19 protein-coding genes are annotated in these 26,360 nt (G+C 64.5%); 13 read left to right on the top strand and 6 right to left on the bottom strand.

Annotated elements, in window-relative coordinates:
• Nucleotide 1 precedes the first annotated feature (1 nt).
• From glnA to IPM84_25765, 4 genes are all read right to left on the bottom strand, one after another.
• Nucleotides 2–1,420: a type I glutamate--ammonia ligase gene (gene glnA / locus IPM84_25750; protein MBK9096100.1), complete on the bottom strand. Its 1,419-nt coding sequence runs from the start codon at nt 1,418–1,420 to the stop codon at nt 2–4.
• Between the two features lie 478 nt (nt 1,421–1,898).
• Nucleotides 1,899–3,224, bottom strand: coding sequence for an ABC transporter permease (locus IPM84_25755; protein ID MBK9096101.1), 1,326 nt, complete (start codon nt 3,222–3,224; stop codon nt 1,899–1,901).
• Nucleotides 3,221–3,916: an ABC transporter ATP-binding protein gene (locus IPM84_25760; protein MBK9096102.1), complete on the bottom strand. Its 696-nt coding sequence runs from the start codon at nt 3,914–3,916 to the stop codon at nt 3,221–3,223. The genes IPM84_25755 and IPM84_25760 overlap by 4 nt, the downstream gene beginning before the upstream one ends.
• 92 nt (nt 3,917–4,008) lie before the next feature.
• Nucleotides 4,009–5,583 (bottom strand): efflux RND transporter periplasmic adaptor subunit, encoded by a 1,575-nt coding sequence (locus IPM84_25765; protein MBK9096103.1) that lies wholly within the window; start codon nt 5,581–5,583, stop codon nt 4,009–4,011.
• 490 nt (nt 5,584–6,073) lie between these two features.
• Between IPM84_25765 and IPM84_25770 the strand changes: the two genes are divergently transcribed.
• The 10 genes from IPM84_25770 to IPM84_25815 all read left to right on the top strand — a co-directional run bounded on the left by IPM84_25770 (nt 6,074) and on the right by IPM84_25815 (nt 22,638).
• Nucleotides 6,074–7,462, top strand: a complete 1,389-nt coding sequence (locus IPM84_25770; protein MBK9096104.1) for a sensor histidine kinase — start codon at nt 6,074–6,076, stop codon at nt 7,460–7,462.
• Nucleotides 7,459–8,118 (top strand): response regulator transcription factor, encoded by a 660-nt coding sequence (locus IPM84_25775; protein ID MBK9096105.1) that lies wholly within the window; start codon nt 7,459–7,461, stop codon nt 8,116–8,118. The genes IPM84_25770 and IPM84_25775 overlap by 4 nt, the downstream gene beginning before the upstream one ends.
• Nucleotides 8,119–8,371: 253 nt before the next feature.
• The gene (locus IPM84_25780; GenBank protein MBK9096106.1) at nt 8,372–11,917 is read left to right on the top strand and encodes a fibronectin type III domain-containing protein; all 3,546 of its coding nucleotides are present in this window, start codon (nt 8,372–8,374) and stop codon (nt 11,915–11,917) included.
• A gap of 71 nt (nt 11,918–11,988) precedes the next feature.
• Nucleotides 11,989–13,425: a tetratricopeptide repeat protein gene (locus IPM84_25785; GenBank protein ID MBK9096107.1), complete on the top strand. Its 1,437-nt coding sequence runs from the start codon at nt 11,989–11,991 to the stop codon at nt 13,423–13,425.
• A gap of 64 nt (nt 13,426–13,489) precedes the next feature.
• Complete coding sequence (locus IPM84_25790; GenBank protein ID MBK9096108.1) at nt 13,490–14,515, top strand: hypothetical protein; 1,026 nt, start codon at nt 13,490–13,492, stop codon at nt 14,513–14,515.
• A gap of 19 nt (nt 14,516–14,534) precedes the next feature.
• Complete coding sequence (locus IPM84_25795) at nt 14,535–16,814, top strand: GAF domain-containing protein (GenBank protein ID MBK9096109.1); 2,280 nt, start codon at nt 14,535–14,537, stop codon at nt 16,812–16,814.
• Between the two features lie 13 nt (nt 16,815–16,827).
• Complete coding sequence (locus tag IPM84_25800; GenBank protein ID MBK9096110.1) at nt 16,828–18,429, top strand: glycosyltransferase family 39 protein; 1,602 nt, start codon at nt 16,828–16,830, stop codon at nt 18,427–18,429.
• Nucleotides 18,426–19,136, top strand: a complete 711-nt coding sequence (locus IPM84_25805) for a gluconate 2-dehydrogenase subunit 3 family protein (protein ID MBK9096111.1) — start codon at nt 18,426–18,428, stop codon at nt 19,134–19,136. Before IPM84_25800 ends, IPM84_25805 begins: the two co-directional genes overlap by 4 nt.
• Nucleotides 19,133–20,728 (top strand): GMC family oxidoreductase, encoded by a 1,596-nt coding sequence (locus IPM84_25810; GenBank protein MBK9096112.1) that lies wholly within the window; start codon nt 19,133–19,135, stop codon nt 20,726–20,728. The genes IPM84_25805 and IPM84_25810 overlap by 4 nt, the downstream gene beginning before the upstream one ends.
• A gap of 2 nt (nt 20,729–20,730) precedes the next feature.
• The gene (locus IPM84_25815; protein ID MBK9096113.1) at nt 20,731–22,638 is read left to right on the top strand and encodes a glycosyltransferase family 39 protein; all 1,908 of its coding nucleotides are present in this window, start codon (nt 20,731–20,733) and stop codon (nt 22,636–22,638) included.
• 101 nt (nt 22,639–22,739) lie between these two features.
• On the opposite strand, the gene IPM84_25820 is transcribed toward IPM84_25815, so the two are convergent.
• Both IPM84_25820 and IPM84_25825 read right to left on the bottom strand, forming a co-directional pair.
• Nucleotides 22,740–23,438: a nucleotidyl transferase AbiEii/AbiGii toxin family protein gene (locus IPM84_25820; GenBank protein ID MBK9096114.1), complete on the bottom strand. Its 699-nt coding sequence runs from the start codon at nt 23,436–23,438 to the stop codon at nt 22,740–22,742.
• Nucleotides 23,431–23,703, bottom strand: a complete 273-nt coding sequence (locus tag IPM84_25825) for a hypothetical protein (protein ID MBK9096115.1) — start codon at nt 23,701–23,703, stop codon at nt 23,431–23,433. The genes IPM84_25820 and IPM84_25825 overlap by 8 nt, the downstream gene beginning before the upstream one ends.
• Before the next feature lie 175 nt (nt 23,704–23,878).
• On the opposite strand from IPM84_25825, the gene IPM84_25830 reads away from it, so the two are divergent.
• Genes IPM84_25830 through IPM84_25840 form a run of 3 tightly spaced genes read left to right on the top strand, consistent with a single transcriptional unit; the run spans nt 23,879 to nt 26,356 of the window.
• Nucleotides 23,879–24,343, top strand: a complete 465-nt coding sequence (locus tag IPM84_25830; protein MBK9096116.1) for a hypothetical protein — start codon at nt 23,879–23,881, stop codon at nt 24,341–24,343.
• A 26-nt stretch (nt 24,344–24,369) separates the two neighbouring features.
• On the top strand, nt 24,370–24,936 hold the full coding sequence (locus IPM84_25835) for a TetR/AcrR family transcriptional regulator (GenBank protein ID MBK9096117.1): 567 nt from the start codon (nt 24,370–24,372) through the stop codon (nt 24,934–24,936).
• A 40-nt stretch (nt 24,937–24,976) separates the two neighbouring features.
• A complete protein-coding gene (locus tag IPM84_25840; protein MBK9096118.1) occupies nt 24,977–26,356 on the top strand; it encodes an MFS transporter in 1,380 nt (459 codons plus the stop codon).
• Nucleotides 26,357–26,360 lie beyond the last annotated feature (4 nt).

A 26,360-nucleotide genomic window follows, 5' to 3' on the forward strand; every position in this document is an offset into this window, starting at 1 on the left:
CTCACACGTCGTAGTACAGCGCAATTTCGGCCGGGTGCGGGCGGTTGCGCACGCCGTAGTATTCGTCATACTTGGCCTTGATCCAGTCGGCGATCAGGCCGGCGTCGAAAACGTCATTTTGCAGCAGAAACTCGTGATCGCGCACCAGCGCGTCGAGCGCCTCGCGCAGTGAGGCCGGCAGCGGCTTGATCGCCTTGCGCTGCTCATCGCTCCAGGTGAAGATGTTCTGGTCAATCGGGCCAAAGCCGAGCGCACGCGGGTCCATCTGCTGGCGGATGCCATCCAGACCGGCCATCAACTGCACGGCCAAAGCCAGGTAGATGTTGCCGGTGGCGTCGGGCGGACGGAACTCGAAGCGCGCGGTGTCCGGTTGATCGGCATACTTGGGCACGCGGATGGCCGCGCTGCGATTGCCCAGGCTGAAGAAGGCGTTGACCGGCGCCTCGAAGCCGGGCACCAGGCGACGATAGGAGTTGGTAGACGGGTTGGTGAAGGCTAGAACGGCCGGGCCATGCTGGAGCAGGCCGCCGATGTACCACAGCGCCGTCTGGCTCAACTTGCCATAGCCATCAGCGTCATAGAACACATTCTGAGCGGCCTTGAAAAGATGTTGATGAAAGTGCATGCCGTTGCCGGCCTCGCCGTAGAGCGGCTTGGGCATGAAGGTGGCCGTCTGCTGGCGCCGGTGCGCCACCATCTTGGTGACATACTTGACCATCTGCGTGGCATCGCCGCTGCGCACCAGGCCCATCATCGGCGTTTCAATTTCGCACTGGCCTGGCCCGCCCACCTCATGATGGTGATACTTGACCTCGATGCCCATCTTCTCCAGTTCCATCACCATTTCGCTGCGCAGATTGAAGAGCTGGTCTTTGGGCGGAATGACGTGATAGCCGCCGTGGCGCGGGATCAAGTGCCCATGTCCGCCGCGGCTGCTCTGCCAATCGGCCTCTTTGCTCTCCACGCGGTAGGAGGCGGCATTGACCTCGTTTTCGAACGCCACGCTGTCGAAGACGTAGAACTCATATTCCGGCCCCCAACGGCTCTCATCGGCGATGCCCCAGGCGCGCATCGTCGCTTCGGCATGAATCGCAATGTTGCGCGGATCACGACCGAAGGGCAGCTTGGTATCGGCCTCGAACGCGCTGCAGATGAAGCTCAGGGTGGGGACATCCCAGAAGGGATCAACGAAGGCCGTGCTCAGATCAGGAATCAACACCATGTCGCCCGACTTGACTGAGCGCAGGCCAACCGACGAGCCGTCGAAACCGACGCCGTCACGCATCAGGTGTTCATTGAACTGGCTCTTCGGCACGGTGACATGGTGCCAACGCCCGGCCAGGTCGGTAAACTTGAGATCAATCATCGCGAACTGCTGTTTGCGCACAAAGGCTTGCGCCTCGGCAAAGGTGGTAAACATCGTCGTTTCCTCCTCGAAAAGTAGTGACTGCTGACGTTTTTGCAGGATGCCCAATCATCGTAGCGTGTTCACGCGCAATCGGCAATGGCATACGTCATAAACCATGACTATCCGGCGGTTGAAACCGCGGCCACGAAAACAAAGAAGCTCAAGAACAACGCCGGCTGGAACGCCGGCCAGTTTGCCGATACCGCCGCACAAGACTTCGCGGCCAGGCTGCGCCTCCGCCCAACAGCAACGCCATTGTCATCCATGCCACGGATCAGAATCATCAGGATATGGGCGTCTTTATCAGCCAGCGCACCGGCGTTGGGATCACGGCCAGCCGGCCGCCGGGGACTCGCGCGCCGGCCCGCATCAACTATGGAGCCGGCCCCTGCCCGGCGCGCTGAGAATGCCCGGCATGTGGGAATGACAACAGCCCCGGGCCGCCGCTGAACGGCGGCCCGGGGCCGCAGCATGAATTTGGCGCCTGCGTCTACTCGTAGCGCAGGGCATCAATCGGGTTCAAGCGGGCGGCCCGGCGCGCGGGGTAGATGCCGAAGAAGAGGCCGACCATCAACGAGAAGCCGAGCGCCAGCAGCACCGCGTCGAGCGTGATCGCCGCGGTCAGCAGCCCTGTCAGGCTGACGAGCAGGGCCAGGCCAACGCCCAGGACCAGGCCGATCAGGCCGCCGGTCAGGCTGATGACCAGCGCCTCGACGATGAACTGCCAGAGGATGTCCTGCTCGCGTGCGCCCACCGCCTTGCGCAGGCCAATCTCCTTGGTGCGCTCGGTCACGCTGACCAGCATGATGTTCATGATGCCGATGCCACCCACGAGCAGCGAGATACCGGCGATGGCGGCCAGGAAGACCGTCAGCAAGGTGGTGATCGTGCTCAACGTGCTCAGGAACGACGCTTGATTCATGATGCTGAAATCATCTGCGCTGCCGTCCGCCTTCGCCTGGTGACGATCCCGCAGCAGGGCGGTCACGCGCTGCTGGATGGCTGGCAGGTCCTCGCTGTTCTGCGCGGCCAGGGTGATGGCGGACACCTGGTAGCTCTTACCGTCCGGCGTGCGCCCGCCAAACAGGCGTTGTTGGGCCACTGAGATCGGCACGAACGCGCGGTCATCCACCGAGCCGAAGGCGCCGCCGCCCTTGGGCGTCAGCACACCGATCACGCGCAACGTTTGGTTCTTGATGCGCACCGTCTGCCCCACCGCCTCGCCGCTGCCAAACAGATCCTGCGCCAGGTTGGAGCCGAGCACCACCACCGGCGCCACGCTGCGCACCTGGTCCTCTGTCAGGAAGCTGCCCTGCGTCAGGGCCAACGCATTGACAGTTTGATAGGCTGGGGTGACGCCGACCACATTGGCGTTCTTGTCGGCCGCGGCGGCCACCACGCTGGCGGGTGCGCCCATCTGCGGGGCCACGCCCGTCACCGGCAAGTTGAGCGCAGCCACGGCATTGGCATCTTCCAGAGTCAGCGTTTGCGCGGCCACGCTCGCCCCTGGCGTCCGATTGCTCAGCGAGCCGGGGATGATCGTCAACACGTTGGTGCCGATGGCCTCCACCTGGCCGGTGATCTCTGCGCTGGCGCCATTTCCCACCGCCATCAGCGCCACCACCGAAGCCACGCCGATGATGACGCCCAGCATGGTCAGGATCGAACGCATCTTGTTGGCCAGCAGGCTGCTGAGGGCCATGCGGGTGATCTCCCACACATTGATCACCCCGGTATCGTCCGGCAGGGGCGCCAGTACGGTCTCCTGGCCGGCGGTCACAATCAGCGCCGGCCGCACGTTGGTCCATGTTGTCATTGGATCACCTCCTGCGATCGTGATTCATCGTGTACCAGGCGGCCATCGCGCATCGTCAGCACGCGGCGCGCATACGCGGCCACATCGGCCTCATGCGTGACCAGCACCACCGTCAGGCCTTGCTGGCGATTGAGGCGCTGCAAGATGCCCATGATCTCGGCGCTGGTTTTGGTATCGAGCGCGCCGGTCGGTTCGTCGGCCAGAATGACGGCCGGGCTGCCCACCAACGCGCGCGCAATGGCGACGCGTTGCTGTTGGCCGCCGCTCAACTCGTTGGGGCGGTGATGCACGCGATCGCTCATGCCCACGATGCCCAACGCAGTCGTCGCGCGCTGATGGCGCTCGGCGCGGCCCACGCCCCGGTAAATCAACGGCATCTCCACGTTGCGCAGGGCCGATTGGCGAGCCAGCAGGTTGTACTGCTGGAAGACAAAGCCCAATTTGCGCGCCCGCACCAGCGACAAATCCGCGCTGCCCAGTTTTTCCACGTCAATCCCATCCAGTTGATAGGCGCCGGCGCTGGGCGTGTCCAGGCAGCCGATCAGGTTCATCAGGGTGCTCTTGCCGCTGCCGCTCGGCCCCATGATGGCGATGAACTCGCCCTGTTGAATCTCGAATGAAACCCCCTGCAGGGCATGTACTTCGACATCGCCCATGCGGTAGGTCTTGTGCAAATCATGCACAGCAATCATCGCTATCATCGTTCGCCTCCTCATAAACCCGTTTTTTCGCAGAACACGGGTTTCTTTCACAAACCCGTTCTCACAGAAAACGGGTTTGTGCCTTACCGACTGAACAAGCCGCCAGAGCGTGTGCTACCCGCGCCGGCCGGCAATGCCACAATCTGCGTGCCTTCTGTCAGGCCGCTGACGATTTCCGTGTAGGCGCCATCGCTCAGGCCGGTCCGCACGTCTATCTCGGTGACGGTCTTGCCATCTGCGCTCGGCGCCTGGACCACACGGCCAGCGCCCTTGGGTAGCAGGGCCGTGGAGGGCACCAGCAGCACGCCTTGCTGGCGCTCGGTGATGATGCTGACGTTGGCGGTCATGCCCACCTTGACCCGCGCGTCGGCGTTGCTGAAGTCGACGCGCACCGCGTAAGTCACGACGCCGTTACTGGACTGGCCGGCCGGGGCGATGTAGGCCACGCGGCCGTCGCCCTGCCAGCCGGCCAACGAGTCAATCGTCACCGCCACGGCCTGGCCCAACTGCACCTCGACGACGTCGTTTTCGCTCAATTTGAGATCCACGTGCTGCTCACTCTGCGCCACCAGGCTCACGACGCCCAGGCCAGTGTTCACAAAACTACCCGGCACGATATGGGCCGCCGTGACCACCGCGTCGAACGGCGCGGCCAGGGTGGCGTTGCCCAGGTTGAGCTGCGCCTGCTTCAGGTTCTGCTCGGCCTGCGTCAGCGCGGCCTGTTGAATCAGCAGGTCTGTGGCAGTGGCCGGCGCGCTCAGTTTGTCCAGGTTCGCTTTGGCCTGATCCAGGCTGGCCTGCGTCGAACGCAGGTCTTCGGGGCGGGCGTACAGCTTGGCGAGGGTAGATTTGGCCTGCGCCAGTTGGTAGGCAGCCGTGGCAATCTGCGACGCCGCATCGCTATCGGTGGTTGCCAGTTGCGCCTCGTAGTTGGCCGTCGCCTGCTCGTAGTCCAGCGTGGCCTTCTGCAGCTCAACCGCTTCTGGTAAACGCCCGACATCGGCCCGCCAGGCCACGACATCGTACTTGGCCTGCGCCTGCTGCAGGACGGCCGCGGCCTTCTCCTGGGCCACGCGTACCGATTCCAGCTTGGTGCTCGCGGCGCTCGCCGACTTGACCGCCGCATTATAGGAAGCCTGTGTACTCTTGATATTGGCCTGCGCCGCGGTTAGTTCGGCGGCGGTGGGGCCGGCCAGCAGCTTGTCATAATTCGCCTGGGCTGATGCCACCTGCGCCTGCGCGGCGCTGATTTCCTGCGGCCGCGCATTACCCTGCCGGGCCTGGGTCAGCCGGGCCTGCGCGCTGATCAGGCCCGCCTCCGCGTTCGTCACCTGGATTTCCAACTGGCGTGTGTCCAGCCGGGCCAACGCCTGGCCGACCGTCACCACATCGCCTTCTGAAACCAGCACCTCGACCACGCTGCCGCCGGTCTGGAAACCGACGTCCAGCGCCTGCTCCGCCTCGATCGTGCCGCTGCCATAAACCGTGGCGCTCACATCCCCGCGCGTGACCGCCACCGTCGCGACCCCGGCCGCCTTCGCCGGCGCGGCGCCCTGGTTCAACCACAGCGCCGCCGCAATCACCAACACCACCATGCCAACCCCCGCCAGCAGCCAGTTTCCTTGCAGCCCCCGGCGCGTTCTTGTGTTCGTTTTCATCGTCATTTGACTCCTTTGTTAGTAGAGAGATTAGGGATCAGAGATCAGAGATCAGAGATCGGAGATCAGGTACGTGGAAGGCGGGCAATTGTTGGTCTCAGGTCTCAGGTCTCAGGTCTCCGCTCTCAGGTCTCCATTCTCGCGCCCCGCCCGCCCGCCGCCGTCCGCACGCCGGGTGATTCACGCTCGTCAGTCTGGGCGACGGGGTGTCACCCGAATGAGTGAGGCAGGCGTAGCGAGATGGGTGATGGGTCGCAGCACGGTGTGTGTTATAATGAGTGACCCATGCCCGGTGGGTACAACCGTGAATGAAAATGCCAGCGGACCGGGCAGCAAATCCAAATGGTCCCGGAATCGAGGCTTCAGCCGGTCTGCCACAGGGTTCTCAAGTGAACCGGCTAAAGCCTCCATTCCAGATGTTTTCAGCGACCACATTTGGAATTCCTGGCCGCCAACGGCTGCGACGGCCGCGGGAAGACGAGGGGGACTGATGCCGAACGAAGACATAAACGAGGATGATTTGCCTCTCCTGCTCGATGAGCGCCAGCGGCGCGGCGCGTTGGTGCTGCGCACGCTCCCCATCCTCTCCATTCCGGTGGTGGCGTCCATCATCACCTGGCTGCTGCTGCGCGTCACCCTGCTGGGCCTGGCGCCGCCCGATAACGTGCCGCGCGTCACGGCCGCGACGCCCCTGACCTTGATCGTCGTCGCTGTCATTTTCCTCAGCTCGCTCATCATCCTGGTGCGCCTGGGACGCCCCACCCTCTCCGCGCTGGCCTTGATCGGCGCGTGGACGCTGGCCGTCACCGTGGCCTCTCTGCGTTTCGGTGTCGTCACCTATTTCCCGGCCCTGTTGATCCTGCCGATCTGCGCGGCTGGCCTGTTGATTGACGCCACGGCCAGTATCAGCCTGGCCGGTCTGGCCACGGTGATGATTATCAGCCTGGCCTGGCTGGAGAACAACGGCTTGGTGGCCCCCACGCCCACACTACCGGCCTTCATGCAGGAGAACCTGCCCGTTTTGGCGGCCGGCTTTTGGGGCGGGCTTTTCTGGGCGGTGGCCGGGCTGACGTCGCTGCTGGCCGGCGGTTTGCAGCGCGCCCTGCGTCAGGCGCGCACGCAGACTGAGGCCCTCAGCCAATTGAGCAATGAGCTTGAGTCGCGCGTGCAGGCGCAGACGGCCGCGCTGCTGGAACAGTCCCGCGAAGCCGCTACGTTGGAGGAGCGCACCCGGCTGGCGCGCGATATTCATGACACGTTGGCGCAAGGGTTGACCGGCATCGTGGTGCAATTGGGCGCTGCGCAGAGGGCGCAGGCGATCGCCGATCCGCAGGCGGCCGAGCATCTCGATCTGGCGCAGCGCATGGCCCGTGAAGCCCTGGCCGAGGCGCGGCGCTCGGTCTGGAACCTGCGCGCGGCGGCCCTGGAGCGCGGCGATTTGAGCGACGCGCTGGCTGGCCTGGTGACGCGTGCGCACTCGCCTACCATCGCCATGCGCTTCGAACAGCATGGTGAGCCGTGGCCGCTGCTGCCGGCCGTCGAATCGGCGCTGTTGCGCGTGTGCCAGGAGGCGCTGGCCAACGTCAGCCGTCATGCTGACGCCAGCGCCGCGCTGGTCACGCTTGACTTTCAGCCGGAGGCAATTCAACTGTCCATCGAGGACAACGGCGCCGGGTTTGGCGATGACGTGCTCGGCGCGCCGCCGGCGCCTGGTCCCTGGGGCGGCTTTGGCCTGCTCGGCATGCGTGAGCGCATCGGCCAGTTGGGCGGCAAGCTCATCCTGCGCAATCGGGACGGCGCGCAGGTTATCGCCCGCGTGCCGCGTGACCGCAGCAGCGTGGAACTGCGAGGAAGAGAAACGATGAGGGAAAAACCATGATTCGTGTACTGGTGGTGGACGATCATCCGGTGGTCAGGCACGGCCTGGTGTCCATTCTCAAGTTCGAAAAGGACATGGAACTGGTCGGCGATGCGGCCGACGGGCCGGAGGCGGTGCGCCTGATTCTGGAGCGACGGCCCGATGTGGTACTGCTCGATCTGCGCCTGCCGACGTTTAGCGGCATCGAAGTGATGCGCCAGGTGCGCGGCCGGATGCCGGCGGTGCGCTTCCTGGTGTTGACCACCTATGACACCGATGAATACATCGGCCCGGCGCTGGCGGCCGGTGCGCAGGGGTATCTGCTGAAGGATGCCATGCCTGACGATCTGGCGCGGGGCGTGCGTGCGGTCATGCAGGGCGGCGCCGCGCTGGAGCCGCAGGTCGCCGCACGCCTGCTGGAGCGGATGAGCGGTGCGGAAAGCGATGAGGAGTTGTCGGCGCGCGAACTGGACGTGCTGCGCTTGCTGGTGTCTGGCGCCAGCAACAAGGCCATCGCCGCGCAGCTCAACCTTTCTGAAAACACGATCAAGACCCACCTCAGCCACATCTTTGGCAAGTTGGGTGTGCAGAGCCGGGCCGAAGCGGTGGCGACCGCCCTGCGCCGGCGCCTGGTGCCGCTCAACGACGAGCGCCAGGCGCGCGGGAGCGCGGTGTAACAGGCGCGGTGCAGGCGTCCCATGTGGCCCTTCGACTCCTTTGGCTGACCGCCCCCGCATCCAGACAGCGCTAGGCGCGCACGGCCCGTGCAAAGGCTTCGGCCGCCCACTGATTGATGCTTTTGCCCGCTTTGCCAGCAGCCTTTGCGATGGTATAATGGGCCGCGACAGGATTCCTGTCACAGATACGGGACGGAGATGATTTGTCTTGCGCTGGCGCCCACAGCTCGTCCCAACCATGGCGAGTTTTGGCATGAAACGGATTGTCGGTACGATCATTGCCCCACGCCTGCGCGGGCGCGGCGGCTGGAGTATTCTCTGGTTGGTCATCCTGCTCGGCGCGGGTGGGTGGAGCATCGCGCGCGCGACGCCAGGCGGGGTGGGCAACGCGCTGACGGTGACCGTCCTCAGCCCCAACGGCGGCGAGGCCTGGGCCGGCGGCCAGGTTCAGCAGATCACTTGGACCACAACCGGCGTTGTCACGGCCACCAACCCCATCACCCTGCTCGTTTCCTGGAACGGCGGTAACAGCTACACGCCCATCGCAACGAATCTGGCCGACGTAGGGGTCTATCCGTGGACTGTCCCTGCGCAGAATGCCGCGGACGCCCGTATCAAGGTTGTGGTGGTGGAGCAGGATGGCGCCAGCGCCAGCGACGAGAGCGATGGCCCCTTCATCGTGGATAGCCAGATTCAGGTGCCAGGCGGGCTGAGCGCCTCTCCTTACCAGACCTGGACTCGCACTAACGTCTTCACCCTGACCTGGACGAACCCGCCCGATCTTTCAGGAATCGTGGGCGCTTACTATAAATGGAACACGGAACCGCAGGGACCGACCGACGGCGTCTACGTCGCCACCACCCTGCCGATCATTACGGGGTTGGTTGCCCCAGGCGACGGCAAACACAGCATCTACCTGTGGCTCAAGGACCGCGCCGGCAACCTGAACGCGGCGCAGCGCAACGCCCTCTTCAGCGCCTTCTGGTATGACGGCAGCGCACCGACCAGCAGCGTGGAGTTGAGCGGTATCGCCGGCAACAACGGCTGGTATCGCAGCGGCGTTGATGCCAGCCTGAGCGCACTCGACCCGGATCCTGGCTCTGGCGTGCAGGCCATTTATCATCAGTTGAACAATCAGCCGGTGCAAACCAGCACCAGCTTTAGCATTGCCGCCTCCGGCATCTACGAGTTGCGTTATGCGGCCCTTGACCGCGCGGGCAATCGTGAAGTGACCCGCACACTCAACATTCGCATTGACAATCTGGCGCCGACCAGTCATGCCACGATCAACGGCACGCCTGGGGATGGCGGCTGGTATTTGCAGCCGATCACGGTCCAACTGACAGCCGCCGATGACTTGAGCGGCGTGACCGGCATCCGTTATCGCATTGACAGCGGCGCCTGGTTCACCGGCACCGAGATCATGCTTGACAGCGATGGCGACCATCGCCTGGAATTTCAGGCTGTGGACGAGGCCGGCAATGTGGAGGCCATCCAAACGTTGCGCCTGCCGCTCGATCAAACCGCACCGTCCACCGCGTATCAGCCGGACCCCAGCAGCATCGTTGGCGACAACGGCTGGTACCGCTCCTTCATCACCATCACCCTGATCCCTCTTGATCTCGGCTCCGGTATCGCCAACACCTACTACCGCATTGATGGCGGCGCCTGGCAAGCCGGCACGCACCTGGTGCTCAACCAGGAGGGCGAACACACGATCGAGTTCTACTCCGTGGATGTGGCCGGCAATGTGGAGATACCTTTTCCGGTTGCGCTGAAGATTGACACGCAGGCGCCCCCCACACCGGCGCCCCCACAGACTGCGCCCTTGTCCTGGACCAACCTGAATAGCTTCGATTTCATCTGGAGCAGGCCCAACGATCGCTCCGGCATCGCCGGCGCCTATTACCGGCTGGGCACACCGCCGACCTTCAACCAGGATGGCACTTTCACCGACATCCAGGTGGTAGACAACATTGCCCTGCCGGCCGAAGGCAGTTACGACTTGTACCTTTGGCTGCGTGACGGCGCCGGTAACGTTGATTATCGCCGGGCAGTGTACGTGGCCAATGCCTTTCGCTATGACACCACCCCGCCCACCACGCAGGCCGAGTTGACCGGCGCCCTGGGCGAGAACAACTGGTACGTCGGCCCGGTCACCGTGTCATTGACAGCCGCTGATGCCCTGGCCGGCGTGGGTAGTACGCTCTTTCGTGTGGACACCCGCGCCTGGCAGACCGGCACCATCGCGCTGATTAGCGGGGCAGATAAGCACACCCTGACCTATTTCTCCACCGATTTGGCCAACAACGTGGAACCCCCGCATGTTCAGACCGTGCGCATTGATCCTGACGCGCCAGGTCCGCCGCAGCAAGTGTCCGTTAGCCCGAGCGGCTGGAGCCATGTCAATAGTTTCGCCGTGGCCTGGACCAGCCCGCTCGACCTATCGGGCGTGGCCGGTATCCACTACAAGTTCGACCAGGCGCCCGTCGGGCCGTACGATGGCGCGTATCTGCCTGGGGTCAGCTTTGCCAGCGGTCTGCAGGTAGAAGGCGAAGGCCAACACACGTTGTATCTCTGGCTGCAGGACTTCGCCGGCAATGTGGATCACAACCAACATATCCGCCTGCTCAACGCCGCGCGCTACGACGCCACCGCTCCGCTGACGACCTTTCGCGCCAGCGGCACTGCCGGCAGCAACGGATGGTACAGCAGTCCGGTGGAAGTGACGCTGACGCCATCCGACGCGGGGTCTGGTGTCGCGTCGACGCGCTATCGCATCAACAGCGGCGCCTGGATCACCGGCACCCAGTTCACCCTGGGCTATGACGGTCAGCACCTCATCGAGTATCACTCGTCCGATGTGGCAGGCAACAACGAGACAGTGCAACTGCGCACCATGAACATAGATGCGACCGCGCCCAGCGCGCGCATCGAAGGCCTGGCGCCCTTCCAGGTGACACCGGTCTTTACCCTGCGTTGGAGCGGCCGCGACCAGCCTGGCTCTGGCGTGACCGGCTATGATGTGCAGACCCGGGCCGGGCGCAGCGGAACCTGGCGAACGATTGCCACCAACGCCCAATTCACCTCCATTCAAGTAACCGGTCAGATCGGGCAAACCACCTATGTGCGCGTGCGGGCGCGCGATGCGGCCGGCAACGTGGGCGCGTACAGCGGCGGTAACGGCGATAGCGCCACCTACATCAACGGTGTCACCAATGGCGAGTTCGAGACCGGCAGTTTCAGTGGCTGGTCCAGCGGCGGCGCCATGCCCACCAGCCTGGCGCCACCGCCAGCACCACCGCCCACCGGCGCCGGCGCGTACAGCGCCTTGCTGGGGAGTCCCGCCTATGGCCATGGCTATCCCAACCCGGTGGTGCCTGTTGGCAGCGCCGCGGTGAGCCAAACGGTCACTGTCCCGCTGATATCCGAATGGCCGCTCATGCGTCTTTCATTTTGGTACCGGGTTTTCACCTATGACGTGGTGTATCACCCGGGTCGCCAGAAACACTACGATTCGTTCGAGGTCTACGTCCTGAGCAGCACCGGCGTAACCATAACCAGACTGCTACAGGACGGCAACACCGACCTGAGTCTGGTGGGGCCGGACAAACCGGTGATAGACCTGGGGTGGAAATTGGTCAGTTTTGACCTAAGCCTCTACGCCGGGCAGACGATCAGGCTGTGGTTTGGCAACTTCAACCGGCAAGATGGCTATTACAACACCTACACCTACCTGGACAGCGTCAGAATTACGACCCCCGTGCGGCGCACCCTGTACCTGCCGCAGGTAAGGTGAGGACAGAACTCCCGCCTTCCACACACCTGATCTCTGGTCTCTGATCCCTGATCTCTCTTTGGAGAATGGTGATGGCCGTATCATCGGCAGACCTTGAACAACTGCACGCCCAGGGTATGGAACATTACCAGCGCCGCGAATGGCGGCTGGCGCTGGAGTATTTCACGCGCCTGAAAAAAACGCAGCCGACACGTCAGGGCCTGGATGAGCTGTTGGACGAAGTGCGCTGGTTTCTCCAGCTTGAATCCATGGAATCGGGTGCAACCACCAGCAGTGCCGCCGAAGCAGTTCCCGCCAGTAAACCACCTAGCGCTGCGCTGGCCGCGCAGCGGCGCTGGCTTCTGATCGCACTCGCCGCGGCGGCCCTGGTTCTATTGGTTGCCTTTTTCATTCCCGGCGGCTTACGTGAACGCTGGTTCAACGGCGAGCAGCAGCAGATGGCTGAGCTGTACAATCGAGGCATCGCACTGCTCAGCGCGGGCGACTACGATGGCGCGATCCGTGATTTCGAGGCCATTTTGCAGATGGAGCCGGGCAACCTGGAGGCGCAGGCCGAACACGATCGCGCGACGCGCCTGCGCACCCTGGCGCAACTGGCCGCGCAGGCCAAAACCGCGATTGCAGACGAACAATGGGATGCCGCGGCGGGTTTCCTCGAGCAATTGCTGGCCCTCGATCCCACCTATTCAGCCGACGCACAGAGCCTGATGACCCAGGTCGAACGCCAGCAAACTCTCCTGGGCTTCTACAACGCCGGGCAGCGCTTCTACGACCAGGGCCAATGCCCGGAGGCCCTCGCGCAGTTCGAGCAAGTGCGCGCGCTCGATGACACGTTCCGCGCCGAAGGCGTGCAGGAATACCTCTTCAACTGCTACCTGAACGAAGGGCGCACGCGCATCGGCGTCGCGGGTACCTCCGAAGATAACATCAAGACCGCCATCGAGAGCTTTGGGCGCGCACTCAGCCTGCGCCCCAAGAATGTGCAGGCCACCGAAGAGCGTCAACTAGCCAGTTATTACCTGGATGGCGTCCGTTCCTACAACGTGGGCGATTGGAATCAGGCCGAAGGGCGCCTGCGCACAGTCTACGACACCCGCAACACCTACGCCGGCGGGCAAACGGCCCAGTTGCTCTACCTGATCTATCTGCGGCGAGCCGATCAGTCCATGGCCCTCACTCAGTATGTCGCGGCCCTGGAAGATTACCGCCGCGCCCTGTCCCTGGAAATCAAAGACAAGACCACGGCCCAGGCCGGAGAAAATGCGGCCCTGCAGGCGCTCGCCACCGCCACCCCCACCGTCACCCCAACCCGCACCCCAACCCGCACGCCGACGGCCACACGCACCAGTACGCTCACGCCGATTCCGCCCACCAGGACGCCGCTGCCCACCGTGCCGGCCACCAATACACCGGCGCCTCCTCCCACCGAGACGCCAGCGCCCCCCACGGCGACCCCCATCCCCCCCACCGATACCCCCATCCCTCCCACGCCCACCCCCATTCGGTGAACATCTGATCGAACATGCTGACACACCGTGGCGCACACTGGCGCTCGGTACACTCATTTTTTTCTTGCCCCTGCTGTGGATCCTCAACCCGCAGGCGCCGGCGACCGCTTGGCAACCGGCCGGCCTGCTTGGGCGCAACGTGGAGCATGTGGCCACCGGCTTTGCCGATGGGATTTTCTTCTACTACGCCTGGACTCCCACCGATGGGTTGATGCAGGCGAGCGCCAGTTCACCCAGCAGTGACAGCGGGCGCAGCGTCTGGCGTCCCATTGACGATAACTTGCCCGGGCACGGCATCTGGGGAGCGCCCGTCGTCCGCCGCCTCGCAGTGGATACCCGCAACGGCCGCCATCTTCTCGTCACCCTTGCGGCCGGCAGTCAATCTGGCCTGTACGGCTCGAACGATGGCGGCGCCACCTGGCAACTGACGCGCAGCTTTGCCGGCAGCGAACAGGACCCGGCCCTGGCCGTCGGTCCGGCAGGAATCGTCTATCTGGCCGACAATCAGCGCCTGCTCTGGAACCTGGATACCGGCCGCATCTGGCAGCAGACAGCGGCCTGGCGTGCAGAGGTCGGAACGGCTGCCACCATCCTGGTCAGCGCGGACCGGGCCGGCGACGTTTCCGACCGTCTCCTGCTGTCCCAGGTGTTCGTGGGCACCAGCGACGGCTACGTTTTGCGCCTGGCGTCGCCGCTGGCCGAGCGATGGGAGGAAAGTCGCCTGCTGGCGCACGGCGCTGTGACCCTGCTGGCGCAGGCGCCTTCGCAGCCGGCGCGGCTGTATGCCTGGAGCGAGGGCGCCCTGTTCGTCAGCACAGACGCCGGCGCCACCTGGACAACCCTTCCCCAAACGATGGCGACTGCACAGGCCCACGCGTTGGTCGTCGCGGCCGCGGATCCAGCCACGCTTTACCTGGCACAAACGGACGCAGGCGTTTGCGTCAGCCATGATGGCGGCCTCACCTGGCAAGCGCTGGATAACGACCGCCACCCGACCCGTGTGCATAGCCTGACCCTGGACCGACGCCAGGGCAGTCAACTGCTGGCTGCCACCGATCAAGGCATCTGGCGCTATCCAACGACCCGCTGAGTTGATTTTGCGGCAAACCATGGCGACAAAAACGATCGTTCGTTCATCTCAATCTTCAGGACTGGCCGGAGCCTACCGCCAGGAACGGCTCATCAGCGTACCGGTGCGCTGGTTGCTGCTGATCGTGGGCACGCTGATCGTCCTGACCGCCAATGTGACGCCCTTTGGCGGCGGCCTGTCGCTGGCCTGGCTCCTCTACGCGCTGGTCGTGCTGCTGTCAACCATCCTCACCTGGCTGATCGAGGTGCGCCCTCTCGGCTGGCTCCTCTGGCTGGGCTTCGGGGCCGATGTCGCCTTCGTCAGCCACCTGATCACCATCAGCGGCGGCGTGAGCAGCCCACTCTATTTGATCTACGGTTTACTGGCGCTCAAGGCGGTGTTACTGGCGCCCACGCTGCGCCAGCAAATTGCCTGGCTGCCCTTTCTGCTCGGTCCCCTCTACATCCTCATCCTGTGGTATCACCACGGCAGCCTGGGCTTCCTGCGCGAGCGCGACTTCCTGCTGCGCTATGCCCTGCTGGGAGGCTGGATCGCCGTCGGCGCCCTGGCCACCTGGACATTGGCACGTTGGCAACAAACGGCGCGCAGCCTTGACGCGGCCCTGGCCCGCCAAGAGAGCGACCTGGCGCAGAAAACCAACGTCCTGCAACGCACTGCTACCGACCTGGGCAAACGCGTGCTGGAACTGCGCACCCTGCAAGAGGTCATGAAATCGCTGACCTCCACCCTGCGCCTGGAAGAAGTGCTGCAGGTGATCGTGGGGCGCCTGGCCAATTTGCTCGGCGCCAGTCATTGCGCCGTGGCCGTGCTCGACCCGGAGGGCCGGCGCCTGCTCGGCAGCATCGCCACCGAGGGCGGTCAAGCCACGGCCGAGCCGTTCGTCATCCTGCTGGCTGATGAGCCGGCCACCGCCGCGGCGTTGTCCGACGAACAGCCAGTCATGCTCAGCGATACCGCCGACAGCCGGTCGGCCGGTCAGCAGCAGTTATTCCAGCGCTGGGGCATGCGCTCCTGCCTGGTGATTCCGCTGCTGGCACGCCAACGCGCCATCGGTGCGCTCTACCTGGGCGATACGCGCCCCCACATCACCTTTGGCGAGCCGGAGCGTCAGCTTGGCCTCTCCTTTGCCTACTTCGCCGCCACCGCCATCGAAAACGCACAGCTCTACCAGGAAGCCTGGGAAAAAAGCAGCGAACTGGAGGCGGTCGTGGTCGGCATCGGCGACGGGGTGCTCGTGACCGATCCGCACCTCTGCCTGCTCCTGATGAACCCGGTCGCCATGCACATCTTTGGCCTGCCGCAGGTAGCCACCGGCATGCCGCTGTCAGACCTGCTGCCGGGCAGCCCGCTGTTGGCTCTCATCGAAGAAACTCTGAGCAGCACAGAGGAGCCGATCGTACGTGAGCTGGAGCTGATGACCGCACGTGATGGCCGTACCCACACCTATCAGGCCCTTGCGTCTCCCATGTCCAGCGTGGAAGGCGCCCGCCGCGGCGTCGTAACTGTGTTGCGCGACATCACCGCACGCGTGGAGCTGGAGCGCATGAAGACCAACTTCCTCAGCGTGGTCTCGCATGAGCTGAAAACGCCGCTGCATTCGATCAAGGGCTTCGTCGAGATCATCCTGCTGGGCAAGACCGGCCCGGTCAACGAACTGCAGCGCGACTTCCTGGGCACCGTCAAGGAGCAGACCAACCAACTGCAGCGCCTGATCAGCGACCTGCTGGAGTTCAGCCGCATGGAGGCAGGACAGATCAAGCTGCGCATGGAGCCGCTGGCGATCGGTGAACTGGTGGCTGACGTAGCCGCCAAACTGGCGCCGCAGGCCGCCAACGGCCAGGTGAGCATCGTCAATCAGGTCGCGGAGAGCTTCGCCATCATCGAGGCGGACCCGATGCGCATCGAGCAGGTGGTGACCAACCTGGTGGATAACGCCATCAAGTTCACGCCGCCCGGCGGGGCCATCAGTATGCATGGCTATGCGGATGACGACCTGGTAGAACTGCGCGTCAGCGATACCGGCATCGGTATCCCGCCGGAGGAGCAGCAGCGCATTTTCGACCGCTTCTACCAGGTGGATGGTGGCTCCAGCCGCCTGTACAAAGGCACCGGACTGGGCCTTTCGATCTGCAAACATATCGTGGAGCATCACGGTGGGCGCATCTGGGTGGAAAGCCCCGGGGCCGACGGCCAGGGCGCCACCTTCTGTTTCCGCCTGCCGCGCCGCCATGCCGGCCGTGAAGCCATGCTCGATTTCACCCATTTGCCTCGCACCGAGGCCGTTGTGGGCGATGCGTAGGGGCACGAGGGCCGTGCCCTCACGCCCCTACGCGGCATTGGCGCTGGCGTTGGCCGCGCTGGCGCTGCGCCTGCCCGGTCTCTTCAGCCAACCGGTCGTGCTGACCGAAGGCACGACCACCATCACCATTGCCCGCAATCTGCTGGCCGGCCGCGGCTTTGTTGGCATCCTGGGCACGGTGGAACCGTTCGTGCCGCCGCTCTACCCTCTGCTGATCGCCTCGCTAACGCCTCTCAGCGGTGATGCCATCCTCAGCGCCCGCCTGATCTCCCTCCTGGCCGGCGTGGCCCTGGTTCCGGCCACCTACCTGCTGGCCTCCACGCTCTTCGACCGGCGGACCGGCTTTGCGGCCGGCCTGCTCGTCGCCGGCGCGCCGCTGCTGATCGAATACAGCAGCCTGGAATGGAGTGAGACCCTCTACGCCCTGCTCCTGGTCCTGGGCCTGGCCTGGGGTTGGCGAGTTGTCCAGGTCGGCGGGCGGCGCTCGGCGCTCGGCGCAGGGCTTTGCCTGGGCCTGGCCTACCTGACCCGCGTCGAAGGCGCGCTCGCGCTGGCGCTCGTCGTCGCGTGGTCGTTGGGGCACGCGAGCTGCGCCCTCGCGCCCGTTCGCTGGCGTAGGTCCCTGGCCTCTGATCTCTGGTCTCGGCGCTGCGCCCTCGCGCCCCTACTGGCCGCGTTCGCGCTGGTGGCCGCGCCCTACGTGCTGTGGCTCAGCCTGACGCTCGACCGGGTGACGCTCGAAACCAAAAGCACCTTGAACTTCGTCATCGCCGGGCGCATGGCCCAGGGCGAGAGTTACGTGGATGCCGCGTATGGCCTGGACGCGGGCGGGCGGCCGCACGGTGTCTTTTTGCAGCGCACCGCGGCGTTGAGCCAGCAACAGGCGTCGGACCTGCCGCCGCCCTGGTCAGGCAGCCGCCTGCGCCAGTTGTGGGACGGTCTGCGGGGCGTGCGCCAGGAGATGCAGCTCTACCTGGTTTCATGGCTTTTCCTGGCGGCGATCGCGGCCGGCATCCTGCGCACGCTGATGACACGCGCGTCACGGCCAGCCACCCTCTACCTCGGCTCGTTCATCGGCCTGGCCCTGCTGACCGTCGCGCTCGTGCCGCAGGTCTACACCCGGTACCTGTTCCCGCTGTTCCCGTTGTTGTGCGTCTGGGCCGGCGTTGGCGTAGGCGTAGGGGCACGAGGGCTGCGCCCTCATGCCCCTACAGTAACGGTGATCATCGTCTGTGTGTTGCTCCTGTCGCTGCCGCGCGGCAGCACGGTGAGCAGCCGCCGCGCGGTGGATGTGGACCAGCAGCGGGCCGGGGTCTGGCTGGCGCAGCAGGCGCCGCAGGGCGGCTTGCGCATCCTGTCGGTTCACAGCCAGGTTCCGTTCTATGCCGGCGGGATTCATGTGCCCATGCCCAACGGCTCACCGGCGCAGGTGCTGACCTATGCGGACGCAGTGCAGGCCGATGTCCTCATTACCTCGCCGCGCAAACTGGCAAGCCGGCCGGCCCTGCAAGCCTGGCGCGAGGGCGCGACCCTGCCCGCGCCCTGGCAGGCGGTTTATCGAGACGCTGAAGCAGCGGACGGCGAGTTGATCGTGTGGATGAAAACATCGAAATGAAAACCTTAAATCCTGAATCAGAAATCCAAAATCCAAAATCGAACCCACCGAGTGGGATGGGGCGGCGCGTCTTTCTCAAGCGTGCCACGCTGATGGGCGGAGCGGTTGGCCTGGCGGCCGCGGGCATCGGCGGCAAAGTCGCGCTGGACAGCCAGGGGCGCAGGGCGCTGCTGGCCGAACGTGAGCGCCAGCGCCCCACCGGCGGCATTGCCTGGGCGACCCAGGCTGAATATGTCCTGCTCGGCGCGCTGGCCTCGCACCTGCTGCCGTCAGACAACACGGGGCCAGGCGCGCCCGAAGCGCAGGCGGTTGACGTGATGGATCGCCTGATTGCCACGTCGGCCCACCGGCGTGCGCTGTACGCGCCCGGGCTGTTGGCCTTCGATGAGCTGGCCCGGCGCATGCACGGCGTTGTGTTCGTCGAGATGGCGCGGCCCGAACAACTGGCGCTGTTGGAGACGGTAGATCAGACGCAGCAGAACATCAATCGCGCCACGATTTCCCTGCCCGACCGGGTTGAACGCAAGGCGCAAGACCTCTATCACGACTGGGAAGGCCTCGGCCCCGCGCTCGATCTCTTCCCTCAACTGGTCAGTGACGTGATGCAGGCGTTCTACAGCAGCCAGGTCGCCTGGGACTGGCTGGGCTACGATGGCCCGCCGCAGCCGCGCGGCTACGTGGGGCGTCTGGGGAGCTGTGAGTCATGAGCGAAACGACCGATGTCGTCGTGATCGGCTGCGGGGCCGGGGGCGGCGTGATCGCCAGGGAGCTGGGCGAAGCCGGCCTGCAGGTCGTCGTGCTGGAGGCGGGCAAGCGCTTCAACCCCTACGTGGACTATCGCACCACGGAACGCGACTTCGAGACCAGCTCGACCCGCGTGTTCGATCCTGAAGACCCGCGCCGCGATCTGTACACCTCGGGCGGCGCCGAATGGTTCAACTACAGCCGGGCCAAAGGCGTGGGCGGCTCCACCCTGGTCTACGTCGGCGTGTCGCCGCGCTTTCATGAGTCGGACTTCCGCGTGCGCAGCGCGGACGGGGTTGCGGACAACTGGCCGATTACCTACGCGGACATCGAGCCGTACTACGACCGCGTGGAATACGAGATCGGCATCTCCGGGCCGACGGGCGCGGAGGCCAATCCCTTCGATGCCCCGCGCAGCCGGCCCTTCCCGCTGCCGCCTTTCCCGTACAACTGCGCCAGCCAGGCCATTAAGCGCGGGGCCGACCGCCTGGGGCTGCACATGGTCCATTCACCGACGGCGCTGCCCAGCCAGCCCTGGAATGGGCGCCCGGCCTCCATTCAATGCGGGACGTGTCGCCTGGGCTGTAAAATTGCGGCCAAAGGCAGCATTGATGTGACCTATGTGCGCAAGGCGGAGGCGACCGGCCGCGTGGACATTCGGCCGCAGTGCATGGCGCGGGAGATCACCGTGAACGCGGCGGGCAAGGCGCGCAGCGTCATCTACTTCGACGCCAATCGGCAGGAGCAGGAGATCGCGGCGCGCGCCATCGTCGTGGCCGGCAACGCGGTGGAAACCCCGCGACTGCTGCTGCTGAGCAAATCAGCGCGCTTTCCCGACGGCCTGGCCAACTCCAGCGGCCTGGTGGGCAGCTACTTCACCGAGCACCTGGCCGTTTTCACCTACGCCCGGTTCGCGGAACGGCTGGACGCCTGGCGCGGCATCCCGGCCGGCGGCATGATTCAGGACTTCTACGAAACCGATCCGGCCAACAGCTTTGCGCGCGGCTTCACGGTGGAGATCAACAACGGCTGGCAGTGGCCGCTCAGCGTGGCGCAGCGCGCGCCCGGTTGGGGCGCAGGCCACAAGCAGCGCGTCAAGGAGTTGTTCAGCCACATGGTCGGCCTGGCCTCGGTGGGCGATCAACTGCCCGATCTGCGCAACACGGTCAGCCTCGATCCCGAGGTCAAGGACTTGTACGGCCTGCCTGTGCCGCGCATCGTCAACGAACCGCGGCCCAACGACCAGGCGATGCTGGGGGCCATCCGTCAGCGTTTCGACGAGATTTTGCAGGCGGCCGGCGCGACTGAGATCTGGGAGCCTGAGTATCGCCCGGGCGGGTCATCGCACTACCTGGGCACCTGCCGTATGGGCAACGATCCGCGCACGTCGGTGGTGGATGCCTGGTGCCGCGCCCACGATGTGCCCAACCTGTTCATCGGCGACAGCAGCCCCTTCGTCACCGGCGCGGGCGTCAACCCCGCGCTGACCATCTCCGCGCTGGCGACGCGCACCGCCGAAGGCATCATCGCCGCGTTCAAGCGCGGGGAACTGTGAACATGCGGACCGCCGCACTCGTTCGTCGTCTCCAGTCCCGGACAGCCGAACTGGTTTGGCGCCTCCTCTCCCTCATCCGGATCGCACGTTTCTCGCTCCTGACGGGCGGCATCCTCCTGCTCGCCCTGCTCTTGCGCCTGGTCGGTCTGACGTGGGGCTTTCCGCACAGCTTCAACGTAGATGAGTCGCATGTGGTCTACCTGGCCAGCCAGTTAGCGCAGCGCTTTGCGCAGACCGGCTCCCTAGATCCGCAGGCCTCCTCCTACGGCGCGCTGCCCCTGTATCTGCTGGCGCTCAGCACCGCGCTGGCCGATGGGGCGCTGACCTGGCTCAAGACCCTGGTTGCCCTGCCGTTCGATTCCGCGCCCATGCTCTACGTGGGTCGCCTGCTGGCAGTCGCGGCCGGCACGGCGACGGTGGGTCTGACGATGGCGTTGGCGTCGGCGTTGGGGCACGAGGGCACTGCCCTCATGCCCCGACAACAACGCGCCGCGCTGTGGAGCGGCTTACTGCTGGCGATCAGCCTGCTGCCGGTGCGCGAGGCGCATTTCGGCACGGTGGATTCGCTGCTGGTGCTGCTGATGATGCTGGCCTTGCTAGCGGCCGCACGCGTGGCGCGCACCGGCGCCTGGCGCGACTATGTGCTGACCGGCGCCGCGGTCGCGCTCGCCATGTCGGTCAAAATTGGCGCGGGGCTGCTGGTGGTCCCTGTGCTGGTCGCGCACCTGGCGCACATCCGCGGTAGTAGGGGCACGAGGGCCGTGCCCTCATGCCCCTACATGATGTACATGATGCTGTGCGGCCTGGTGGTCGTTGTCCTATGGCTGGCGCTGAACCCTTACGCGCTGCTCGATCCGACCGCCTATTTCGACCTGGACCGCAACGACAGCGTGCGCACGCAGAGCCTGGTGGTGGCCGGCAGCCTGCGCGTGCTCTACACGGCGCAGTTCGAGGGAACTACGCCCTACCTCTACGCAGTGACGAACTGGCTGCGCTACGGCCTGGGCCTGCCGCTCACCGGCTTGAGCCTGGCCGGGGTGGGTTACAGCTTCTGGCGGCTGTGGCAGGCGCGACGTGAGATCTTCAGCGCCGGGGCCGCGTCGGAGTCTGCTGCTCTGAGTTCAGGCGGCAGTCAAGTGCCCCCTGACCCCCAAGTATGGGGGAACTGGTTTGCCGACGCCTTTCTGCTGTCCTGGCTGCTGGCCTATTTCGTCGTGGCCGGCGGCGCGTACGCCAAATTCATCCGCTACGCGCTGCCGCTGATCCCGCCGCTGTGCATCCTGGCCGGCCGCCTGCTGGCCGACTTGTGGGATGGCCCGCGGCGCTGGCGGCTGGGGCTGCGTTTGGTCGTGCTGCTGATCGTGGCCGCGGGGCTGCTGCACACCCTGGTCTTCGTGCAGATCTATCGCCAGCCCGATGTGCGCTTGCAGGCCGCGGACTGGATTCGCAAGCAGATACCGGCCGGCGCGTCTATTCTGGTGGAAAAGGATGAGGGACTGCTGCTGCACAGGGCCGCCGCTGAGTACGGCCTGGAGGGTTACGAGTGGCGCATCTGGAATCCCTACGAGGTGGCCGGGGTGAGCAGCGTGCGCTATCAGGCGCCGGAAGTCTCGGCCGAACAAACCGAGACCTATTTACAGAATCTGTTGACCACCGATTATGTCATCGTGGGCAGTAGTTGGGCCGAACGCTTCACGGCCGCGGCCGCGCAGTTCCCGGCCCAGGCCGATTTCTACCGCCGACTCTCCGCCGGCCAGGCCGGCTATCGCGTGCTGAAGACCTTCGAGGTCACGCCCCGGCTCGGCCCCTTCGCCTGGGACGACCGTGGCGCCGAACTGACCTTCCGCCTCTTCGATCATCCAGCAATCACCATCTTCGTCGCCGCGGCGGAGATGCCGGCCGAAAAGTAGATGGCGCAATCTGTGCAGGCGTCTGTCTCGAACATTCTCGTCGCTGCACCCGCGATACAAATAGTTACAAATCGCCGATGATGGGTCACTTCATGCCTGGATCAGGTGGCAGAGTCGTTCCCCGGCGGGCGTGTCTGTTCCAACATTCGATCGGCAAGCGCCAGCATGAAACGCTGCAGATCGAAGAGTGCCAGAGGCGGCGTAGTGACCGGCAGACGTCGGAAGTTGAGCACCTGTCGGAGCGACCCGGCCAGGTAGAATGGGTGCGTCCCGGTATCTTTGGTCTGCGCCTTCGCCAGCAAGTCGTCGAAGTCGTACCCGGCCCGAAGGATAAACCACAGGTCCACGAAATCTTTCGGCTCGGTGCGACCCAAGATGGCTGTGATCTTGTTGGCGCCGATGTTTTCGATACTGTCTACAATGACTCGATCAATTCTGATGTGCTCGCCGTACTGAGGTCCAAAGTCTTGCACCAAATCTATCTTCAATGGGGCATCGGTATCTGGTTCGAGGAAGATTTCTCGATAATGTTCTGTGCGGCGCATCGCTCCGAGACGACAACCCAGACCGGCCGCCAGTTGAGGAATCAATACGTCGGTCTCGCGCAAGGCCAGATCGTCCAGGGTGAACAGATCGAGGTCTACGCTGACGCGGTGATGCAAATGGAACGCAGCCAGGGCCGTACCCCCCGTCAGGAAGAAACGTTCACCCGCCTCGGTAGCGAAGAAACGTTCGAGCACGCTCGCCTGGAGCGGTGTGAGCCAGGGAGAGACGAGATCGGAACGGTGTGCGTTATACATGGTTCGTCCACTTCTCCAGCGCGTAGGTCCATAACTCCTGATCCTGCGCCCGCCGAAAGCGTAGGTTCTCGAAGTTTGCGCGGATGTCAGCCACTGTCAGATAGCGCCAGATATCGTCCCAACCGGCGTGTCCCAGGATGCGGCTGATGATCCAGGCTTTTTCGAACGGCGTGCCACCACGAAGAAGGGCACGGACTTCTTCGTCCGTGATCTCGTAGTCCCAAAAGAAATACGGTCGCTGGCCGGCGTTGACAGTTGTACACATAGGAACCTCAATCGGTATTCTAAGCGCCCGCGGTGAAATTGGCAAGTTGTCGGCGTAGGCCCTTGATTTGACACCCATGGATGTATCCAATATAATCTCACTCAACTGACCGACCGGTCGGTAAGGCGCGAGGGTGTGACCCTTGTGCCGCAACAACATTTAGGAGTGACCCTCTATGTACAGCGTTCTCTTGACGCTTCATTCGATTGTTCGCTGGCTCATCGTGCTGGCGGCGTTAGCCTCTGTAGGCCGCGCCCTGGGCGGGTTGCGAGGCGGCCAGGCTTGGACCGCGCTCGACAAGCGCCTGGGCATCATCTTCACCAGCGCGATGGACACGCAGCTCCTCATTGGCCTGCTGCTCTACTTCTTCTACAGCCCCGTCACCACCAATGCGCTGCGTGACCTGGGCGGCGCCATGTCGCAGTCCGGTAGTCGCTTCTTTGCCGTTGACCACCTGTTCGCCATGCTGATTGCCGTCGTTCTGGCGCACATCGGTTGGGCTCGGGCCAAGAAGGCCAGCAGCGACAGCGCCAAATTCCGCCAGATTGCGATCTTTTTTGGCCTGGCGATCGTGCTGGTGCTGCTGTCCATCCCGTGGCCCTTCTCCTCTGTGGCGAGGCCGTGGCTGCGGCTCGGTTAACGTTGTTGCACGAGGTCTCCGACCTCATGCAACAACGCATTCTGAGAGAGGCGACCCATCTGTTCGTCACGCAGGGCTACCACCGTATCTCCATGCGTGAAATTGCCGAAGCGGTGGGGGGGTCCAAGGCTGGTCTGTACTATCATTTCAAAGATAAGGAAGACCTGCTGCTGGCGATCCTCACCGCGTACCTGGACACTATCGAACGCGTGCTGCTGGAGATTCAGCAGGCCGACGGGTCTACGCGCAGCCAGGTGCGCAGCCTGATGCTTGCCATCTTTGCGCAGCCGCCGGAGCAGCGCGCGCTGATTCGCCTGGCCAGCCAGGAGATGCCGCAGTTGAGCCAGGAGGCGCGCGCCCGTTTCGGCCTGGTTTATTACACCAAATTTATCGCCCAGGTGGAGGCCATTCTGCGCAACGGCATCGCCAGCGGGGAATTGCACGCCCTGGACATTCATGTGACCACCTGGCTCTTGCTCGGGATGATGTACCCGTTCTTCTACCCGGCGCACGAGCACGAACTGGGCACGCCCGCTGCTGCCATTGATCTGATGATTGATGTCTTCTTCGATGGCGCCGCGCGCCGCGACTAACAACTTTGGGTTAGAAATTCATAACAACAAAGGTTCATTCATGAGCACCACTACTGCTGCGGCCGTCTCCACGGACGCCGCTGACAAACTGGACTTCAAGAGAGTCCTTCCCATCTTCATCATCGTCTTGATTGACCTGCTCGGTCTGACGATCATCATTCCCTTGCTGCCTCTATACGCCACCTCGTTTGGCGCCAGCGCCGCGCTGATCGGCGTGCTGGGCGCGGCCTATCCGCTGATGCAGTTCATCGGCGCGCCCATCCTGGGACGCCTGTCCGACCGTTTTGGCCGTAAGCCCATTCTGCTCATCAGCCAGGTGGGCACGTTGGTTGGTTTTCTGGTGCTGGGCGCGGCCAACTCGCTCTGGCTGCTGTTTGCCTCCCGCATCATTGACGGCCTCTCCGGCGCCAACATCGCCACCGCGCAGGCGGTCATCAGCGATGTGACCAACGAAAAGACGCGCACGCAGGGCCTGGGGCTGCTGGGCGCGGCCTTTGGTCTCGGTTTTGTCATTGGACCGATCATCGCCTTCGTCTCGCTGTCCCTCAGCGCCAACAACTACCATGTGCCGGCCTTCATCGCCGCCATCTTCTCCGCCATCTCGATCCTGCTCACCTGGTTTTTGCTGGAAGAAACGCATGGCCCGGACAAGCGCAACACCGATAAGTCCAAACCCATGCTCGGCTTCGCGGCCATGTTCGAGGCGCTGCGCCATCCCCAGGTTGGCATGCTGCTGGTGCTCATCTTTGCGCAACAAATCGCTTTTGGTGGCTTCGAGCAGATGCTGGCGCTCTTCACCCTGAACCGCCTGGGTCTCAACGCGTCGGGCAATGCCATCATCTTCGTGTTCGTGGGCATCATCGTCGTGGCTGTGCAGGGCGGTCTGATCGGCCGCTGGAGCCGGAGATGGGGCGACCGCCGCTTGATCTACCTGGGCCTGGCAACCCTCACCCTGGGCCTGGCCCTCACCGCGCTGACGCCGCGCCAGCCGCCGCCCTGGTACAACACCGCCGCTCTCACGCAAGAGCTGACCGCGACTGACGCCGGTACGCGACGCCTGCCGGGCGAGACGCCGCCCACCTACAACCTGCCCATCGCTCTGCCCTCCGATGCCAGCAAGGGCTGGCTGGGGCTTGGCTGGCTGCTCCTGGCGATGATTCCGGCCTCCATCGGCGGCGGCGTCCTGCAGCCTGCAATCAACAGCCTGATCACCAAACGGGTGGCCGACAATGAGCGCGGCGGCATCCTGGGCATCAGCGCGGCGTTTCTCAGCGGCGCCAATGCGCTGGCGCCCTTGCTCGGCGGTGTGGTCTTTCAATGGGGAGGCGCCAGTGCGCCCTTCTGGCTGTGGGCGGCGATCATGGGGCTGCTGCTCATCGCCAGCCTGCGGACCATCAAGGACACGCGGGCTGCGCCCTGATGCC

This window comes from Candidatus Amarolinea dominans (assembly GCA_016719785.1).
Classification (GTDB): Bacteria; Chloroflexota; Anaerolineae; order SSC4; family Amarolineaceae; genus Amarolinea; species Amarolinea dominans.

Coding starts and splice junctions, on each gene's coding strand:
- glnA (MBK9096100.1), bottom strand. CDS start 1,420: ATGTTTACCACCTTTGCCGAGGCGCAAGCCTTTGTGCGCAAACAGCAG.
- IPM84_25755 (MBK9096101.1), bottom strand. CDS start 3,224: ATGACAACATGGACCAACGTGCGGCCGGCGCTGATTGTGACCGCCGGC.
- IPM84_25760 (MBK9096102.1), bottom strand. CDS start 3,916: ATGATTGCTGTGCATGATTTGCACAAGACCTACCGCATGGGCGATGTC.
- IPM84_25765 (MBK9096103.1), bottom strand. CDS start 5,583: ATGAAAACGAACACAAGAACGCGCCGGGGGCTGCAAGGAAACTGGCTG.
- IPM84_25770 (MBK9096104.1), top strand. CDS start 6,074: ATGCCGAACGAAGACATAAACGAGGATGATTTGCCTCTCCTGCTCGAT.
- IPM84_25775 (MBK9096105.1), top strand. CDS start 7,459: ATGATTCGTGTACTGGTGGTGGACGATCATCCGGTGGTCAGGCACGGC.
- IPM84_25780 (MBK9096106.1), top strand. CDS start 8,372: ATGAAACGGATTGTCGGTACGATCATTGCCCCACGCCTGCGCGGGCGC.
- IPM84_25785 (MBK9096107.1), top strand. CDS start 11,989: ATGGCCGTATCATCGGCAGACCTTGAACAACTGCACGCCCAGGGTATG.
- IPM84_25795 (MBK9096109.1), top strand. CDS start 14,535: ATGGCGACAAAAACGATCGTTCGTTCATCTCAATCTTCAGGACTGGCC.
- IPM84_25805 (MBK9096111.1), top strand. CDS start 18,426: ATGAAAACCTTAAATCCTGAATCAGAAATCCAAAATCCAAAATCGAAC.
- IPM84_25810 (MBK9096112.1), top strand. CDS start 19,133: ATGAGCGAAACGACCGATGTCGTCGTGATCGGCTGCGGGGCCGGGGGC.
- IPM84_25815 (MBK9096113.1), top strand. CDS start 20,731: ATGCGGACCGCCGCACTCGTTCGTCGTCTCCAGTCCCGGACAGCCGAA.
- IPM84_25820 (MBK9096114.1), bottom strand. CDS start 23,438: ATGTATAACGCACACCGTTCCGATCTCGTCTCTCCCTGGCTCACACCG.
- IPM84_25825 (MBK9096115.1), bottom strand. CDS start 23,703: ATGTGTACAACTGTCAACGCCGGCCAGCGACCGTATTTCTTTTGGGAC.
- IPM84_25830 (MBK9096116.1), top strand. CDS start 23,879: ATGTACAGCGTTCTCTTGACGCTTCATTCGATTGTTCGCTGGCTCATC.
- IPM84_25835 (MBK9096117.1), top strand. CDS start 24,370: ATGCAACAACGCATTCTGAGAGAGGCGACCCATCTGTTCGTCACGCAG.
- IPM84_25840 (MBK9096118.1), top strand. CDS start 24,977: ATGAGCACCACTACTGCTGCGGCCGTCTCCACGGACGCCGCTGACAAA.